Annotated in this window: 16 protein-coding genes; 6 read left to right on the forward strand and 10 right to left on the reverse strand. The window is 62.1% G+C overall.

What is annotated here, in order from left to right:
* Window positions 1-170 precede the first annotated feature (170 nt).
* The 3 genes from ampE to PspTeo4_RS16850 form a co-directional block, all read right to left on the reverse strand.
* On the reverse strand, window positions 171-1,001 hold the full coding sequence (gene ampE / locus PspTeo4_RS16840; protein WP_322365003.1) for a regulatory signaling modulator protein AmpE: 831 nt from the start codon (window positions 999-1,001) through the stop codon (window positions 171-173).
* Window positions 998-1,564, reverse strand: a complete 567-nt coding sequence (gene ampD / locus PspTeo4_RS16845; protein WP_322365005.1) for a 1,6-anhydro-N-acetylmuramyl-L-alanine amidase AmpD — start codon at window positions 1,562-1,564, stop codon at window positions 998-1,000. Before ampD ends, ampE begins: the two co-directional genes overlap by 4 nt.
* 97 nt (window positions 1,565-1,661) lie before the next feature.
* Entirely contained in the window at window positions 1,662-3,827 is a 2,166-nt protein-coding gene (locus PspTeo4_RS16850) for a DUF1631 domain-containing protein (protein WP_322365006.1), read from the reverse strand.
* 244 nt (window positions 3,828-4,071) lie between these two features.
* On the opposite strand from PspTeo4_RS16850, the gene nadC reads away from it, so the two are divergent.
* Complete coding sequence (nadC, locus tag PspTeo4_RS16855) at window positions 4,072-4,920, forward strand: carboxylating nicotinate-nucleotide diphosphorylase (protein ID WP_322365008.1); 849 nt, start codon at window positions 4,072-4,074, stop codon at window positions 4,918-4,920.
* A gap of 112 nt (window positions 4,921-5,032) precedes the next feature.
* On the opposite strand, the gene trxB is transcribed toward nadC, so the two are convergent.
* A complete protein-coding gene (trxB, locus tag PspTeo4_RS16860) occupies window positions 5,033-5,995 on the reverse strand; it encodes a thioredoxin-disulfide reductase (RefSeq protein ID WP_322365009.1) in 963 nt (320 codons plus the stop codon).
* 330 nt (window positions 5,996-6,325) lie between these two features.
* Here trxB and cysZ point away from each other — a divergent pair, with 330 nt between their 5' ends.
* Both cysZ and PspTeo4_RS16870 read left to right on the forward strand, forming a co-directional pair.
* Entirely contained in the window at window positions 6,326-7,057 is a 732-nt protein-coding gene (gene cysZ, locus PspTeo4_RS16865) for a sulfate transporter CysZ (RefSeq protein ID WP_322365011.1), read from the forward strand.
* Between the two features lie 83 nt (window positions 7,058-7,140).
* A complete protein-coding gene (locus PspTeo4_RS16870) occupies window positions 7,141-7,515 on the forward strand; it encodes a hypothetical protein (protein ID WP_322365013.1) in 375 nt (124 codons plus the stop codon).
* Window positions 7,516-7,577: 62 nt separating this feature from the next.
* On the opposite strand, the gene PspTeo4_RS16875 is transcribed toward PspTeo4_RS16870, so the two are convergent.
* Window positions 7,578-8,894 (reverse strand): PAS domain-containing methyl-accepting chemotaxis protein, encoded by a 1,317-nt coding sequence (locus tag PspTeo4_RS16875; RefSeq protein WP_322365015.1) that lies wholly within the window; start codon window positions 8,892-8,894, stop codon window positions 7,578-7,580.
* A 178-nt stretch (window positions 8,895-9,072) separates the two neighbouring features.
* Here PspTeo4_RS16875 and PspTeo4_RS16880 point away from each other — a divergent pair, with 178 nt between their 5' ends.
* Window positions 9,073-10,275, forward strand: coding sequence for a glycosyltransferase family 1 protein (locus tag PspTeo4_RS16880; RefSeq protein WP_322365017.1), 1,203 nt, complete (start codon window positions 9,073-9,075; stop codon window positions 10,273-10,275).
* Here PspTeo4_RS16880 and PspTeo4_RS16885 read toward each other — a convergent pair.
* From PspTeo4_RS16885 to PspTeo4_RS16895, 3 genes are all read right to left on the reverse strand, one after another.
* Window positions 10,244-11,347 (reverse strand): NADH:flavin oxidoreductase, encoded by a 1,104-nt coding sequence (locus PspTeo4_RS16885; RefSeq protein WP_322365019.1) that lies wholly within the window; start codon window positions 11,345-11,347, stop codon window positions 10,244-10,246. The two genes, PspTeo4_RS16880 and PspTeo4_RS16885, sit on opposite strands and share 32 nt — an antisense overlap.
* 151 nt (window positions 11,348-11,498) lie before the next feature.
* Window positions 11,499-11,981, reverse strand: a complete 483-nt coding sequence (locus PspTeo4_RS16890) for a glutathione peroxidase (RefSeq protein ID WP_322365020.1) — start codon at window positions 11,979-11,981, stop codon at window positions 11,499-11,501.
* A 145-nt stretch (window positions 11,982-12,126) separates the two neighbouring features.
* Window positions 12,127-12,612, reverse strand: a complete 486-nt coding sequence (locus tag PspTeo4_RS16895; protein WP_322365021.1) for a peptidylprolyl isomerase — start codon at window positions 12,610-12,612, stop codon at window positions 12,127-12,129.
* Between the two features lie 14 nt (window positions 12,613-12,626).
* On the opposite strand from PspTeo4_RS16895, the gene PspTeo4_RS16900 reads away from it, so the two are divergent.
* Both PspTeo4_RS16900 and pta read left to right on the forward strand, forming a co-directional pair.
* The gene (locus tag PspTeo4_RS16900; RefSeq protein WP_322365022.1) at window positions 12,627-12,914 is read left to right on the forward strand and encodes a DUF3565 domain-containing protein; all 288 of its coding nucleotides are present in this window, start codon (window positions 12,627-12,629) and stop codon (window positions 12,912-12,914) included.
* A gap of 31 nt (window positions 12,915-12,945) precedes the next feature.
* The gene (gene pta, locus PspTeo4_RS16905) at window positions 12,946-15,033 is read left to right on the forward strand and encodes a phosphate acetyltransferase (RefSeq protein ID WP_322365023.1); all 2,088 of its coding nucleotides are present in this window, start codon (window positions 12,946-12,948) and stop codon (window positions 15,031-15,033) included.
* Window positions 15,034-15,159: 126 nt separating this feature from the next.
* On the opposite strand, the gene PspTeo4_RS16910 is transcribed toward pta, so the two are convergent.
* Together PspTeo4_RS16910 and PspTeo4_RS16915 are read right to left on the reverse strand one after the other, a co-directional pair.
* Window positions 15,160-15,879: an OmpA family protein gene (locus PspTeo4_RS16910; protein WP_322365024.1), complete on the reverse strand. Its 720-nt coding sequence runs from the start codon at window positions 15,877-15,879 to the stop codon at window positions 15,160-15,162.
* A gap of 109 nt (window positions 15,880-15,988) precedes the next feature.
* Window positions 15,989-16,630 (reverse strand): MBL fold metallo-hydrolase, encoded by a 642-nt coding sequence (locus PspTeo4_RS16915; RefSeq protein ID WP_322365025.1) that lies wholly within the window; start codon window positions 16,628-16,630, stop codon window positions 15,989-15,991.
* Window positions 16,631-16,683: the final 53 nt, after the last annotated feature.

Raw genomic sequence — 16,683 nt, forward strand, 5'->3', positions numbered from 1 at the left:
CACTAGGCCAGTTGTATAGCGCAGATCGAATCGGAGGTTTGTAAAGTAAGGTTAACCGGTGTTTTGGGGCCGCTCTGCGGCCCATCGCCGGCAAGCCAGCCCCTACGGGCTTTCGCTACCCTGTGGGAGCCGGCTTGCCGGCGATGGGCTGCAAGGCAGCCCCAGTAACCTCAGACCAACACCGTCCACAACGCAAAACACGCGTACCACAGCACGGCGGTGCGCAGCAGCAGCTCCCACAGGCTGTCCAACCGGCCAAGCCCACGCTGACCGTCTTCCTCCTCGGGAATGTCATCGGCGATGCGACCAACCCGGGTCACCAGGTGCGCGGCACTGATGTGCCAGTTGAGCAACTCGTGCAGCATCACGCGCATCACCGCAACGAAATTGCCGACCAAGGCGAAACTCAGGGTAATGACCCGCACCGGCAGCCAATCCATGACATGCCGCAACTGCTCGGCACGGGCCTTCAGCGCTGGCTGACCACTGTTCGCGATGCAAAGCGATAGCAGACGGTAGGCCAAGGCCGCAGCAGGACCCAGCACGAAGTACCAGAAGATCACCGCGAAAAAGCTCTGATACGCCTGCCACAGCAGATAACCCTGCACCTGCACCAGCAAGCTGCGTGGTTCTTCGGCTACCAGGCCCAGGTCTCGCTCGGCCACGTGAAGCGCCGCCTGCTCGTCACCACGTCGCCATGCATCCCGGAACGGCCCCAGCGCGGCCTTGGCATCTCCCCGGCCCAAACTGTAGATCAGCACCAACAGGTGTACCGGCAAGGCCAACAGGCCGTACGCCACCGGCTCAAGCACGTGCAACAGCAGCGTCAGCAAGGCGACAGGCGCCAGTACCAGAATGGCCAGCGTCCACCACGGATGCACCTTTGCGTTGCGCTCCAGGCGCACCAGCTCAGCCAAGAAGAAACCATCACGCTGCAGTCGATGACGCAAGGCCGAGAACTTCTCGACCCAGAGCACCAACACCAACACCAGAAAACTCATGCGTTGTCCTCGTTTTCCTTCACAGCCTTACGATAGCGAGGCCAGTCGAATGCCGGCCCTGGGTCGGTCTTGCGTACCGGGGCGATGTCACTGTGCCCCTGGATCCGTGTCAGGTCGATCGCTGGCCAAGCATTGCGTATTTGCCGTGTCAGCTTTTCGAGTGCAGTGTACTGGGCATCGGTGTAAGGCAAGTCGTCGGTGCCTTCCAGCTCGATACCGATGGAGAAGTCGTTGCAACCTTCACGCCCTTCGAACGACGAAACACCCGCATGCCAGGCACGATCGAGCAGTGATACGAACTGTGTGACGGCGCCATCGCGTTCGACGAACAGGTGCGCCGATACCGTAAGGTGGCAGATGCCTTCGAAGTAAGGGTGCGCCTTCGGGTCGAGCTGGTTCTGGAAGAACGTCTGGACATTGCCCGTGCCAAAACAGGCAGGCGGCAAGCTGATGTTGTGGATAACCAGCAGGGAGATCGACTCGCCTTCAGGGCGGGCGTTGAAGTTCGGCGAGGGGCAGTGGGTGACGCCGTCGAACCAGCCTGTCGCACGGTTCAGTTGCATGGGTAGTTCCTGAATGGCACGGGTTATTCACGCAGTATGCCCTGCCACTGACATCGGGTGCATGTAAATCATTGTGACGATGCAGTAGCGGCCTGGTTCAGTAGGCGGGTTGCTGGCGCAAGCGCTCAACAACTGTTTCCAGCGCCCGCTCGAACAGTTGCCCGTCATCCAGCAAGCGCACTTCCCCATGACGCAGGGCCTGTGCCAAGCCGGCAGTGCTCCACTCACGCGCTTTCATCCCGGTGCGACTGGCGAACACCAGGCGATCACTGCTGTCGATACGTGCGACCAGCTTGCAGCGCAGCGGCTCCTCGTCTTCGAACACCTCTACCCAGTTACCGATACGCAGAAGCTGCACCTGCCGCAGTTGCACGGCCAGGCCGTCAGGCTTGTGCAGCGGCACACATCCAAGCTCTTCGGCAATCACCAGTACGATGTCTTCAGCGACCAGCACCTCGGCCAGGGCCTGGTCAACTTCGTGCGCTGGCAGTTCAGCTTCGGTGCAAGCGCGCAGATGCAAACGCTCGAGGGCAAGAAAGAACTCTCGGGTTGCGGCCGAATCCTGCACCACACCCGCCAGGCCATCGCGCAACGCCTTGAGCAGGCCCGGCACCTGCTGCAGCAGGCGCTGACAAGCCTGTGGCTCCCGGTGGGGTTCGATACTGGCCAACAGCTGGTCCAGGGTTGCCAACGCGTTGCGCCACGCCGGGGATTGTTCACCTTGCTTGAGCCAGGCCAGCAACATCACCTGGCTCCATGACTGCACCAGCATCTGCACCACCACCTGCGGTAGCACTCGGCCCCGCAAGCGCTGGTTGAGCGCCTGCTGGACCTGCTGGCGGGCCTGCATGGTACGTGCACGCCCCTCTTCGGCATCGCGGGTGCGCTGCTCAAGCAGTTCGTTGCGCCGCCGTTCATCCTGGTTGAACGCAACAAACTCCTCCAGCAGCTCGGTAAACAGGCGCGGATCGTCGGTGAAATCATTCAGCAGCCGCTGGACGGTGCGCTCCACACGCAGATGAAGGCTATCGCGCACGCCTTCGGTGTTGGCGTCCCAACCGATAGAAGCGGCGGCCATTTCGTTGAGCAAACGTCGCACGGGGTGGTTGGCACGGCTGAACAGGCCCTTGTCGAGCAAAGCGACCTTCAGCAGTGGAATATGCAGGCGCCCGAGCAATGCGCGGAGCGAAAACGGCAGGTTGTCGTCTGTTTGAATGAAGTCGAACAGCAGGCCGACGAGGTTGATCAAGTCTTCATCGGCAGTTGCAATACGCCTGCGGGTACCGCTGCGCACACTGACCCGCAACAGGAGCTGCTCCAGCTGCTGGCCAAGGACGAAATCCTCCGGCTCATGGGTGGCCGGGACATATTGCTGAAGGTGCGAGAGCAGGCGCAGCAGGTCGGCGGTGCTGATCGGATGGGCAGCCGCCACCGCTTGCAGACGCGGCGCGAATCGCCCGCGCACAGGGGCCAGCAGGCCTTGCAGCGAATCGAAGAATGCCTGGCCGGCAGCGTTCTGGCCGGCGACCTCTTCGAGTATCACGGTTGCCGAAACACGCCGGTGCTCCCTCTGCCGGTCTTGCGCCCGACGGCGTGGCGCAGGCTGCAGCTCGGGCAGCACACCTGCAGCGGCGAGCAACTGGTTGGCCTCGCCATACAGCACGTCGATGTCACGCAGAACGTAGCGCTCGAACAGCTTCAACAGAATCAGCTTCACCCGGAAGCCAACCCCCAGGCTGCGCCCGGCGTCGAGGAAGTAGCCACACAGCGCGCCAGGTGCCAACGGGTTATGCACATCGTCCAGCGCATGATCGAGCAACGCCTGAAAACGAGAACTCAGCTGCCCCAAGGCAATGCCATCACGCGATAGTACCCGTGCGACCATGCCGTCGACGGCTGCGGCACGCTCCGGTTGCGCCTTGCTACGCGCGCTGTCGAGTTGGCCGATGGGGTCGACCCGCCCGATGCGCACAAAGGCTTCATGGTAGATATCGAGAAAACCTCGCTCGATGCTTTTACGCTTGAGCCGCAGGTCGCGCATCGCTTCGAAATACAGGTTCTGGTCGAAACGCTCAACGGCTTTGTCAGCCATCTCGAAGAGGGTGTCGTCGGCATTGTCGAACAGGTCCTGCAGGCCCTTGCGCAACTGCAAGGCAGCCTTGTCGCGCACTTGCAGAAGCAGCATCGGAAGGCAAGGCACAGGCGTTCGCACACCACGGTCGATGGCTGCCGCCAAGGGCACCACCTTGCCTTCTTTATGCATCCCTGACTCCTTGCTGGGTGTCTTCAAATCGTAGCGCGAAGATTCGTCAAAGCTATGACGCCAAATAATGGTCGTTATTATCGGTAAAAAGTCCGACCTCTGCCAGCGTCTCTTGCGCTGCGGGGTTAAAGACCACGCTTTGAGCCGAATGCTCATGGCGCCTGACCAAAGGTCACCCGCAAGGCGGCTGTACACACCGCCCCCCTGCCCTATAATCGCCGGCATCTAGCTTGTGGAGCCGAACATGCCGAACCTACGCCTCGCCGACCTGACTGCCGAAATCGAAGCCAATGTGCGCCGTGCACTGCTGGAGGACATCGGCAGCGGCGACATCACCGCACAGCTGATCCCGGCCGAGCGCCTGGCCAAGGCCACCATCATCACCCGCGAAGACTGTGTAATCGCCGGCACCGCCTGGGTCGATGCGGTATTCCGCCAGCTCGACCCGCGGGTGGCCGTGCACTGGCAAGTTGCCGATGGCGAGCGGGCCAAGGCCAACCAAGCCTTGTTCCACCTGGAAGGCCCAGCGCGCTCGCTGCTCAGTGGCGAGCGCTCGGCGCTGAACTTCCTGCAGATGCTGTCGGGGGTCGCCACCCGTGCGCAGGCACTGGCCGACATGGTGGTCGGCACCCAGGTGCGCCTGCTGGACACCCGCAAGACCCTCCCCGGCCTGCGCCTGGCGCAGAAGTACGCGGTGACCTGCGGTGGCTGCCACAACCACCGAATTGGTCTGTACGATGCCTTCCTGATCAAGGAAAACCACATTGCCGCCAGCGGAGGTGTTGCTGAGGCCGTGGCTGCGGCGCATCGCATCGCACCGGGCAAGCCAGTGGAGATCGAGGTGGAAAGCCTGGACGAATTGCGTCAGGCGCTGAACGCCGGGGCCGATATCATCATGCTCGACGAGCTGACCCTGGATGAAATGCGCGAAGCGGTGCGTATCACCGCGGGCAAGGCCAAGCTGGAGGCCAGCGGTGGGGTGAACGAGAGCACCCTGCGAGTGATTGCCGAGACTGGCGTGGACTACATCTCGATTGGTGCGATGACCAAGGATGTGAAGGCGGTGGACCTGTCGATGCGGTTGAGCCTGTAAGCCATGTCCCGCCAGTTCACGGGCTGCCCCGTGAACTGGCATGCTTCATCGCAAAGCATAAAAAAACCGGCCACTGGACTAACGCCAGTGGCCGGTTTTTTCATTTCATGGATCAGTGCGAGGCGTTGGCCAGGCCGTCCAGGTAACGCTCCACGTCCAGTGCCGCCATGCAGCCTGCGCCGGCCGAAGTGATGGCCTGACGGTAAACGTGGTCAGCCACGTCGCCGGCCGCGAACACGCCCTCGACGTTGGTGGCGGTGGCGTTGCCATCACGGCCGCCGTTGACGACCAGGTAGCCGTCTTTCAGGGTCAGCTGGCCTTCGAACAGCGAAGTATTCGGGGTGTGGCCGATGGCGATGAACACGCCGTCAACCTTGATTTCGTCGCTGCTGCCGTCGTTGTTCTTCAAACGCGCACCGGTGACACCCATGTTGTCGCCCAGCACTTCGTCCAGAGTGGCGTTGAGCTTGAGCTCGATCTTGCCTTCGGCAACACGGGCGTTGAGCTTGTCGATCAGGATCTTCTCGGCGCGGAAGGTATCGCGGCGGTGCACCAGGGTGACCTTGCTGGCGATGTTGGCCAGGTACAGTGCCTCTTCCACGGCAGTGTTACCGCCGCCAACCACCGCAACCGGCTTGTTGCGATAGAAGAAGCCGTCGCAGGTGGCGCAGGCCGAAACGCCTTTGCCCATGAAGGCTTCTTCCGACGGCAGGCCCAGGTAGCGAGCGCTGGCACCGGTGGCAATGATCAGTGCGTCGCAGGTGTACTTGCCGCTGTCACCTTGCAGGGTGTAAGGCTTGTTGGCCAGGTCGACGGCGTTGATGTGGTCGAAGACGATTTCGGTCTCGAAACGCTCGGCGTGCTCTTGCATACGCTGCATCAGGGCCGGGCCGGTCAGGCCATGGGGGTCGCCCGGCCAGTTGTCGACTTCGGTGGTGGTGGTCAGCTGGCCACCGGCCTGCATGCCAGTGATCAGCAGCGGCTTGAGGTTGGCGCGGGCGGCATAGACCGCGGCGCTGTAACCGGCAGGGCCGGAACCGAGAATGATGACGCGCGAATGACGTACTTCAGACATGTCGAACTCCTGTCGAGCCGGCCGCACGGGGCCGGTATCGGTGTACCAGCTGCGCCAGCTGAAATTAAAAGGACCCACGCAACACTTGGGGAAGTGCTACGACGCGCAGGCCCAAAACCTTGAAAAGTTGAGCGCACTGTAGCGAGGTCGCAGAGATTAAGGAAATATCCTTCGACAATCCACCTCATAGGCATCCTCTATCCGCCGATTTCATCGGCAGAAAACGTCTGGCGCTTTTGTTACAGCCGGTTTCCCCACAACCGCCCGCCTTTCGTCGGCGCGCCAAACTCGGTAAGGTCAGCGCGTTTTCCCTCTGTGCGGAGTCTCCCGATGCAAGCCCCTGTCCTGTCCGGCCCCCAGTACCTGCGCGAAGGGCTGAAGCTGGTGCTGAGCCCGAACCTGCGGCTGTTCGTGCTGCTGCCCTTGGCGGTCAACCTGTTGCTGTTCGGCGGCCTGATCTACTTCGCCGGCCATCAGTTCAGCCTGTGGGTCGACGCCTTGATGCCGACCCTGCCCGAATGGCTGAGCTTTTTGACGTACATCCTCTGGCCACTGTTCGTTGCCCTGGTGGTGCTGATGGTGTTCTTCACCTTCACCATGCTGGCCAACGTGATCGCCGCACCGTTCAACGGTTTTCTCGCCGAAAAAGTCGAGGTGGTGGTGCGCGGGCAGGACACCTTCCCGCCTTTCAGTTGGGGCGAGTTGATAGCCATGGTGCCAAGGACCTTCGGCCGTGAAATGCGCAAACTGGGTTACTTCCTGCCGCGGGCCATCGGCCTGTTCATTTTGTCGCTGATTCCGGTGGTGAACGTGGTGGCTGCACCGCTATGGCTGATTTTTGGTGTGTGGATGATGGCCATTCAATACATCGACTACCCGGCGGACAACAACAAGATGAGCTGGCAGGACATGCTGGCGTGGTTGCGCAGCAAGCGTTGGCAGTCGCTGGGGTTTGGCGGCATTACCTACCTGGCGTTGATGATTCCGGGCGTAAACGTACTGATGATGCCGGCAGCAGTGGCGGGGGCAACATTGTTTTGGGTGAAAGAGCGCACGAACTAAATAGATACCACGTCACACGTTCCTGATCGGTTTCCAATGCATGCCGGGCCGTATTGTCGCGGCCTGCCATCAGGAGAGCATGTATGGAATTTTACGACGTAAAAATGAAGGACTTCATTGAACTGGCGGGTGTTCCGCCTCACGAGCAAGGCAAAGTCGTTGCCGAACAGCGTGTGAAGTGGCGGCTTCGTGAGATGCTGGAACGCCACGGTATCACCGTCCCCGTTGAGCAGCTGCTCTTCAACGACGGCAACTCGGCAGCAGGTTATCCGACCAGTACACCGCTGGTGAAGTTGTTGACGGACAACGTTATCAACAGCGAACACCCGTATCTCGCCAAATCTGATAGTGGTCTTTACACGACCGAAAATAAGAAACTTGATATCAAAATCGACGCCCTTCAAGAAGTTGTAACGGTCGTCTACGAGCACATCAAAAAAACCGAACAAGCCGGTTAATTCTTTACACTGTTGATGTGCAAAGGGGCGGTCTGACCGCCCCTTTTCTGCTAACTTGCCATTCAGTGCACCAGTTTGCTGGAAAACTGCCCCACTGCATCCACCACTTTCTTCGCCCCTTCCTGAATCTCGACGATCACCCCACCGGTATCGGCCGCCAGGGCCAACCCCTGCTCGGCCTGGCGCTTGCTGGTGTCGATGATTTCCACTGCGGCCTGGGCCAATTGCTCGTTCTGCTGCACGACCTTGGCAATTTCCTCGGTAGCGGTGCTGGTGCGAGACGCCAACTGGCGCACTTCGTCGGCCACCACGGCAAAGCCCCGGCCCTGCTCGCCAGCACGGGCAGCCTCGATGGCCGCGTTCAGCGCCAGCAGGTTGGTCTGCCCGGCGATGTCACTGATGGTCTTGATGATCGAGCCAATCACCCGCGACTGGGTATCGAGCGCCTTGATGCCTTCGGCGGCTTCCTGCATGGAACTCTCCAGCCCACGCATCACGCTGACCGACTGGGTGACCACATCGGTGGCCTTGCGCGCACTGCTGTCTGTCTCCAGCGACGTGCTATAGGCAATGTCCGCCGCCTGGGCCACCGCCTGCTCCTGGTTGACCTGGTCGGTGATCACGGTGGCGAACTTGACCACTTTGTACAGCACATCCTGGGCATCGAAGATCGGGTTGTAGGAGGCCTCGAGCCAGATCACCCGCCCGTGGGCATCGATACGCTTGAAGCGGTCAGCCACGTACTCACCCCGGCGCAGCTTGTCCCAGAATGCCTGGTACGCGGTCGAGGCTGCTTCTTCGGGTTCGCAGAACATACGGTGGTGCTTACCGCGCACTTGCTCGAGGTTGTAACCCACCGACTGTAGGAAACGGTCATTGGCGGTGAGCACGAAGCCTTCGAGGTTGAATTCGATGACGGCGGTGGAACGCATCAACGCATTGATCAGGCTCTCGTGCTCGCGCGAGGTTTCAATGGTGCGGGTCAGGTCGCTGGAGTGCATGGTGAAATGCCGGATCCGCCCATCGCTGCCCTTCACCGGCTGCAGAATCGAGCGCAGCCAGGCCTCCTGGCCGTTGCCGCGCAACAGGCGGAAAGCGCCGTTCAGGTGCTCACCCCGGGTAATCGCGCTCTTCATGCGCTCATAGAAATCGAGCTTCTTCACGTGTGCAGGCACGATTTCTTCGATGTTGCGACCGATCAACTGCTCGCCACGGTAGAGCATCTCTTTCTCGAAGTTGCTGTTGACCGACTCGATCCGCCCCTGGGGGTCGAGCTGGAGCACGAGCATTTCGCTGTCGAGGCTGCTTTTGACCTGCTCGATGGACAACAGGTCCTCGCGCAACTGCTGGATTTCTTTCTTGAGTTTGCTGTTGAACATCACCGCTCTCCCGGAGCGCGACACAAGGTGGGATGCATCTGCATCGGCTGCGGGTGCGGTGTTCTTGAGCAAGCTGAAAGGAAATATTCACACAGCCGACATCTCCAGAAATCGGGCGTCATCCGCACGTCACTTCGCTGTCACATGAGCGCAACGATGCAAGCGGAAACTTTTTGTCATGAATATGCCAGCCCTTCGCATCACCCTTGTCAGTGAAACCTTCCCACCCGAGATCAACGGTGTGGCCAATACCCTTGGCCGCCTGAGCGAAGGGCTGCGACAACGCGGCCATCAAGTGGAGGTCGTGCGGCCGCGTCAGGCCAGCGACGCCCGTGGCGAAGACGACCAGGACTTGCTGTTGTGCCGGGGCTGGGCCTTGCCAGGCTACCCGGGGCTGCAATGGGGCGAAGTGTCGATGCACACACTGTGGCGCCGCTGGCGCAAGCTGCGCCCTGATGTGTTGTACATCGCCACCGAAGGCCCGCTAGGACTCAGCGCGCTGCGGGCTGCGAGGCGCCTGGGCATCGCCGTGGTCAGTGGCTTTCACACCAACTTTCCGCAGTATTCCGGCCAGTACGGGTTGGGCTTGCTGGCGCGACTGTTGACCCATTACCTGCGCTGGTTTCACCGACGCACCGCCGCCACGCTGGTACCCAGTGCCAGCCAGCAGCTTGAGCTTGAGCGTCGGGGGTTTGAACGCCTGGCCCTGATGGCCCGCGGCGTCGATGCCTGCCTGTTCAACCCGGCTCGACGCAGCCAGACACTGCGCGACAGCTGGGGGCTTGGGCCGGACGATATCGCCGTCATGCATGTGGGTCGCCTGGCGGCGGAGAAGAACCTGGGCCTGCTGCGACCTTGCATGGAAGCCCTGCGCAGAACTTATCCACAGTTGCGCCTACGCCTGGTGGTGGTGGGTGACGGGCCACAGCGGGCAGCCCTTGAGAAGCAGCTGCCAGACGCCGTGTTTTGTGGCGCGCAGCGTGGGGAAACCCTGGCTGAACACTATGCCAGCGGCGACCTGTTCCTGTTTCCGAGCCTGACCGAAACCTTTGGCAACGTGGTGCTTGAGGCGCTGGCCTCAGGCCTCGCGGTGGTGGCCTACGACGAGGCCGCCGCGGCCCAGCACATCCGCCATGGCCACAACGGTGCTCTGGCCATGCCCGGTGACCAGGCCGCCTTCATCGATGCCGCCTGCTGGTTGCTGGAAGAGCAGGAAACCCTGCGCCGTGTACGCCTGAACGCTCGCCAGCACGCCAGCCGCCAGGGCTGGCCTGCCATCGTCGAGCAGTTCGAAATGCACCTGCACAGCGCCTGCAGCCAAGCGCAAGCAACCGCCAGCGCGCTGGCGATCAAGCCAGAATCGACAATGCCTCGCGGCTGAAGGGCAATACATCTGCCTCACGCCCCTCGCGGACCTTGAGCGCCCACTCGGCATCCACCAGCAGCGCCCTGCCGACAGCCACCAGGTCGAACTCCTCATCGTCGAGGCGACGCAGCAGCCCGTCGAGGCTGGCCGGCTTGGCCACTCTGTCGGTGTCCACCATGAACTGCAGAAACTCGCCATCGAGCCCAACACTACCCACGGTGATGGTGGGTTTGCCGGTCAACTTGCGGGTCCAACCTGCCAGGTTGAGTTCAGAGCCTTCGAACTCAGGTTCCCAGAAGCGTCGGGTGGAGCAGTGGAAGATATCCACACCCGCATCCGACAGCGGCTTCAGAAACGCCCCCAGGGCTTCTGGGGTGTCCACCAGGCGTGCGCTGTAGTCCTGCTGCTTCCATTGCGAGAAGCGGAAGATGATCGGGAAGTCCGGCCCGACCGCGGCGCGCACGGCCTGAATCAGCTCGATGGCGAATCGCGAACGGCCAGCCAGATCGCCGCCATACTCATCGTCGCGCTGGTTGCTGGCGGCCCAGAAGAACTGGTCGATCAGGTAGCCATGGGCGCCGTGAATCTCCACCCCGTCCATGCCGATGGCCTGAGCATCGCTGGCGGCTTGGGCAAATGCGCTGATTACCTCGCGGATGTCATCGTGGCTCATGCCGTGGACCAGCACCTGGCCGTCCTTGACCTTCTCGCTCGGGCCATAGCCAGGCACGCTGGCATCCGGTTCGGTGCCCAGACGGCGCACCGCACCCACGTGCCAGAGCTGCGGCACGATGCGCCCGCCTTCGGCGTGCACCGCGTCGACGACCTGCTTCCAGCCCGCCAGGGCATCCACACCATAGAATCGCGGAACGTTGGGGTAGCCATTGGCCGCCCGATGGCCAACCGTGGTGCCCTCGGTGATGATCAGGCCCACACCTGCAGCGGCACGGCGCCGGTAGTAATCGACGACGCCGTCGTGAGGAACGCCACCTGGGCAGAAGGTGCGGGTCATGGGGGCCATGACGACACGGGTCGGCAACTCGAGCGCGCCGAGGGTGAAGGGTTGGAACAGTGGGTTGGTGGGCATGGGGCGCGTCCGTCTGGGGAGGAATTGCGCCTGAGGTTAGGGGGAGCGGGAAGACTGGCCCAGCATTATTGATCTGGGTGATTCTGGGGTATCGCTTGCAAGCCGGCCTCTACGTTTTTTGTAGGAGCCGGCTTGCCGGCGATAAGAAACTTCAAACCAGCGCTTTCTCGATGGCTTGCACTACCGATGGATCATCCGGCGCGGTACGTGGAGCGAAACGGGCCAACACCCGTCCATCCTTGCCCACCAGGAACTTCTCGAAGTTCCAGGTAATGTCGCCAGGGAACTCGGCGCCCTCACCCGCCAACAGGCGATACAGCGAATGCCGTTGCGGCCCGTTCACTTCAAGCTTGCCACCCAAGGGGAAGCTGACACCGTAGTTCAGGCTGCAGAACTCCTGAATCTCCTTTTCGCTGCCCGGTTCCTGGCCGGCAAACTGGTTGCACGGCAGCCCAAGCACGTTGAAACCTTTGTCCTTGTAGTCCTGGTAAAGATTCTCCAGGGCTTTGTATTGCGGCGTCAGACCACATTTGGAGGCAACATTGACCACCAACACCACCTGGCCCTTGAACGGGGCCAGGGGCAGGTCCTCGCCGTTCAACGCCTTCAACGTCAGGTCGTGAAATGCACTCATGATGAATCCCCTCTCAGGTTCCTGGTTGCCGCTGGGGCGAATCCCGCCCACTAAAAAGGCGCTCGTTCAAGCCGTCCACCTTCCATTCGGAAGGCCAGTCGGCTTGCCCGAGCGCCTGGCGACTTTCTGAGCTTAGCGCAGAAAATCAGTGGTGATGGCCACCTTCACCGTGGATGTGACGGTGAGCGATTTCTTCGTCGCTGGCATCACGCACGGTAACGACCTTGACCTTGAAGTTCAGGCGCTGGCCAGCCAGTGGGTGGTTGCCGTCGACGGTGACGTCGTCGCCGTCGATGTCGCGGATGGTGACGATCTGCATCTGGCCGTCCGGCGCCGAAGCGTGGAACTGCATGCCGACTTCCAGCTCGTCAACGCCTTCGAACATGCTGCGGTTCAGGGTGCTGACCAGCTCGGCCAGGTATTCGCCGTAGGCTTCTTCCGGCTCGATGGCAACTTCCAGCTCGTCGCCGGCTTGCTTGCCTTCCAGGGCTTTTTCCAGGCCCGGGATGATGTTGGCGGCGCCGTGCAGGTACACCAGCGGTGCACCGCCGACGGAGCTGTCGATGACCTCACCGGCGTCGTTGGTCAGGGTATATTCGATGGAGACAGCCTTGTTGGCGGCGATCAGCATGGGGGCAAGACCTTTTGCAAAAGTATGTAGAGGCCACAAGTGTAACCAAGGCACCGTCCGAATGCGAACGCACGGCGGACGAGGGGCGGCCCATCAGTCGGATCACCGGCTTCCACCAGGACGAAGAAGGCCACTGGGTGGTCGAGTTGTCCTGTGGCCACACCCAGCACCTGCGCCACCAACCGCCGTGGCAGGCACGCCCCTGGGTGCTCGACGCCGAACAGCGCCAGCAGCGCATCGGCCAGGCTTTCGCATGCGGCTGGTGCGCACAAGGGGCCGATAGCGCTACCCTTGGCCGTTGATTCCTTGCACCGCTTATTTCGAGAAGCACGCATGCAGACATTTTTCATTGCGCCGACCGACTTCGGCGTAGGCCTGACCTCCATCAGCCTGGGCCTGGTGCGCACGCTGGAGCGCGCAGGCCTGAAGGTGGGCTTCTTCAAGCCCATCGCCCAGCCTCACCCAGGTGATACCGGCCCCGAACGCTCCAGCGAGCTGGTGGCCCGCACCCACGGCATCAAGCCGCCCGTGCCGCTGAGCCTGGCCCATGTGGAACGCATGCTCGGCGACGGCCAGCTGGACGAGCTGCTGGAAGAGATCATCCGCCTTTACCAACAAGCCTGCGTCGGCAATGACGTGGTGGTGGTCGAAGGCATGGTGCCGACCCGCCACGCCAGCTACGCGGCACGGGTCAATCTGCACCTGGCCAAGAGCCTGGATGCCGAAGTGATCCTGGTTTCGGCACCGGAAAACGAAGTGCTCAGCGAGCTGTCCGGCCGTGTCGAATTGCAGGCCCAGCTGTTCGGCGGCCCGCGCGATCCGAAGGTGCTTGGGGTGATCCTCAACAAGGTGCGCACCGACGAGAGCATGGCCGACTTCGCCACCCGCCTGCGCGAGCATTCGCCCTTGCTGCGCGGCAATGACTTCCGCCTGCTCGGTTGCATTCCCTTCCAGCCCGAGCTCAATGCCCCGCGCACCCGCGACGTGGCCGAGCTGTTGGGTGCGCAGGTGCTCAACGCCGGCGATTACGAACAGCGGCGCATGAACAAGATCATCATCTGCGCCCGCACGGTGGCCAACACCGTGCCCTTGCTGACACCCGGCACTCTGGTGGTGACACCGGGCGATCGCGACGACATCATCCTCGCCGTGAGCTTGGCAGCGATCAACGGCGTGCCCCTGGCCGGGCTGCTGTTGACCAGTGACAGCAAGCCCGACGCTCGCATCCTCGGGCTGTGCCGAGGTGCTCTGCAAGCCGGCCTGCCGATTCTGTCGGTCAGCACCGGTTCATACGACACCGCCAACCAGCTCAATTCGCTGAACCGCGAAATCCCGGTAGACGACCGCGAGCGCGCCGAGTTCATCACCGACTTCGTGGCCAGCCACCTCGACGCCAGCTGGCTGCACCAGCGTTGCGGCACGCCACGTGAGCTGCGTCTGTCACCAGCGGTGTTCCGCTACCAGCTGATCCAACGCGCCCAGCAGGCCAACAAGCGCATCGTTCTGCCTGAAGGGGCCGAACCGTTGCTGGTCCAAGCGGCCGCCATCTGCCAGGCACGCGGTATCGCCCGCTGCGTGCTGCTGGCCAAGCCCGAGGAAGTCGAAGCCGTGGCTCGGGCCCAGGGCATCACCCTGCCGGCAGACCTGGAGATTCTCGACCCGGAACAGATTCGCGGCCGCTACGTCGAACCGATGGTCGACCTGCGCAAGAGCAAGAACCTCAATGCCCCCATGGCCGAGCAGCAACTGGAAGACCCGGTGGTGATCGGCACCATGATGCTGGCCCTGGATGAAGTCGACGGCCTGGTTTCTGGCCTGGTGCACTCAACTGCCAACACCATCCGCCCGGCCCTGCAGTTGATCAAGACCGCGCCGGGGGCCAGCCTGGTTTCTTCGGTGTACTTCATGCTGTTCCCAGAGCAAGTGCTGGTATACGGCGACTGCGTGATGAACCCGCACCCCAGCGCCAGCGAGCTGGCCGAAATTGCCCGGCAGAGCGCCGAATCGGCACAGGCCTTCGGCATCGCGCCACGGGTGGCGATGATCAGCTATTCGAGCGACTCGGCGAGCGATGATGAGGTGGACAAGGTGCGTGAAGCGACGCGCCTTGCGCAAAGCGTGGAGCATGACCTGCTGATTGACGGGCCGCTGCAGTATGACGCCGCAGCCAACCCCGAGATCGCCCGCCAGCTGGCGCCGGACAGTGCGGTGGCCGGGCGTGCCACGGTGTTCGTGTTCCCTGACCTGAATACCGGCAACACCACCCACAAGGCGGTGCAGCGCAGCACCGACGGGGTGAGCCTGGGGCCGATGCTGCAAGGGTTGCGCAAGCCGGTGAACGACTTGCCGCGAGGTGCACAGGTGGACGATATCGTGCACACCATCGCCTTGACGGCGATTCAGGCCAGCAACGTCCGCTGAATGTGTCGGGGCCGCTTTTGCGGCCCAATCGCCGGCAAGCCGGCTCCCACAGGTACTGCGGCGATCTTTGGCACCTGTGGGAGCCGGCTTGCCGGCGATTGGGCTGCAAGGCAGCCCCAAATTCAGTTAGGGATACTGCTGAACCTGGCCTTGCTGGTCATACTGCTGGCCAGGAATCGGCTTCAGGTTCACCTCTACACGACGGTTCTGCGCCCGACCATTGGCATCGGCGTTGCTGGCGATCGGCTGGTCCGGGCCCATGCCACGTACCGTGACGCGCGATGCATCGACACCCTGCGAGGTCAGGTAGCTGCTGACTGCCTGGGCGCGACGCTGGGACAGGTCCATGTTGTGCTGGCGGCTGCCGGTGCTGTCGGTGAAGCCGACCACTTCGATGGTGTTCTGATTGAACTGCTTGAACGAGCCGGCCAGGTTGTTCAGCGGCGAGTAGAAGCTAGGCGCGATGTTCGCCGAATCGGTAGCGAAGGTGATGTTGCCTGGCATGATCAGCTTGATCTGGTCACCCTGACGCTGCACTTCGACGCCGGTATTGGCCATTTGCGCACGCAGCGCAGCTTCTTGCTTGTCGGCGTAGTAGCCATAGCCCGCGGCAGCGGCACCGACGGCAGCGGCGCCAATCAGTGCACCTTTGCCACGGTTGTTGTGGTCGATGGCGGCACCGGCGATGGCACCAGCCAATGCACCCAGGCCGCCGTATTTGGCGGTTTTGCTCATCCCGGTGGAGCCCTGCGCCTGACCCTGGCTGTCATAGGGGTTCTGGTTGGCACAGCCGGCCATCAGGGCCGCGGCGGTTGCGACGATAATCAGACGACGCATGGTGAACATGGACAAGCTCCTACTGAAATTCATGTGTACGGCAGAGCGCGAATGGATCTTCGCCAGCCTTGGATGGGTAATTTACGGAAAAATTCCATGAAAGGCTTTTCATACAGACTCACGCCCGCACGAAAGGGTTCTCGCGCATCTCGTCGCCAAGGCGGGTATCAGGGCCGTGGCCGGTCACCACAATGGCTTCTTCATCCAGGCGATACAGCCGCTCCTTGATCGAGCGCACGATAGCCCGCTGGTCGCCACCCCACAAATCGGTGCGGCCAATTCCACGGCGGAACAGCGTGTCGCCGGCCACCAGCAGCTTGGCCTCGGCAAACCAGAAACTCATCGAGCCGGGCGTGTGCCCTGGGGTGTGCAAGGCAACTCCACAGCCGCAGGCCAGCTCTTCGTCGTCACCCAGCCAGCGGTCCGGCGATGGCACCGGCGTGTAGGGCACACCGAACATCTGGCACTGCATTTCCAGGTTGTCCCACAGTGGCTGGTCGTCCTTGTGCAGGTGCAAGGTTGCGCCGGTCAACTCCTTGAGCTTGCCCGAGGCAAGGAAGTGGTCGAAGTGCGCGTGGGTGTGGATGATGCTCACCAACGTCAGGCCGTGGGCCTGCAGGCGGGCGAGAATCTTGTCCGGGTCACCGCCTGGGTCGACCACGATGGCTTTCTTGGTGACGGGGTCGCCGATCAGGGTGCAGTTGCACTGCAAGGGGCCGACGGGGAAGGTTTCGCGGATGAGGGTGGTTTGGGGATGCATCTTGGTTACCGGTGCAAATCGAGACTAGAGCCTACCATCAGTTTTGCGGTGAG

The sequence above is a fragment of the Pseudomonas sp. Teo4 genome (genome assembly GCF_034387475.1).
Lineage (GTDB): Bacteria > Pseudomonadota > Gammaproteobacteria > Pseudomonadales > Pseudomonadaceae > Aquipseudomonas.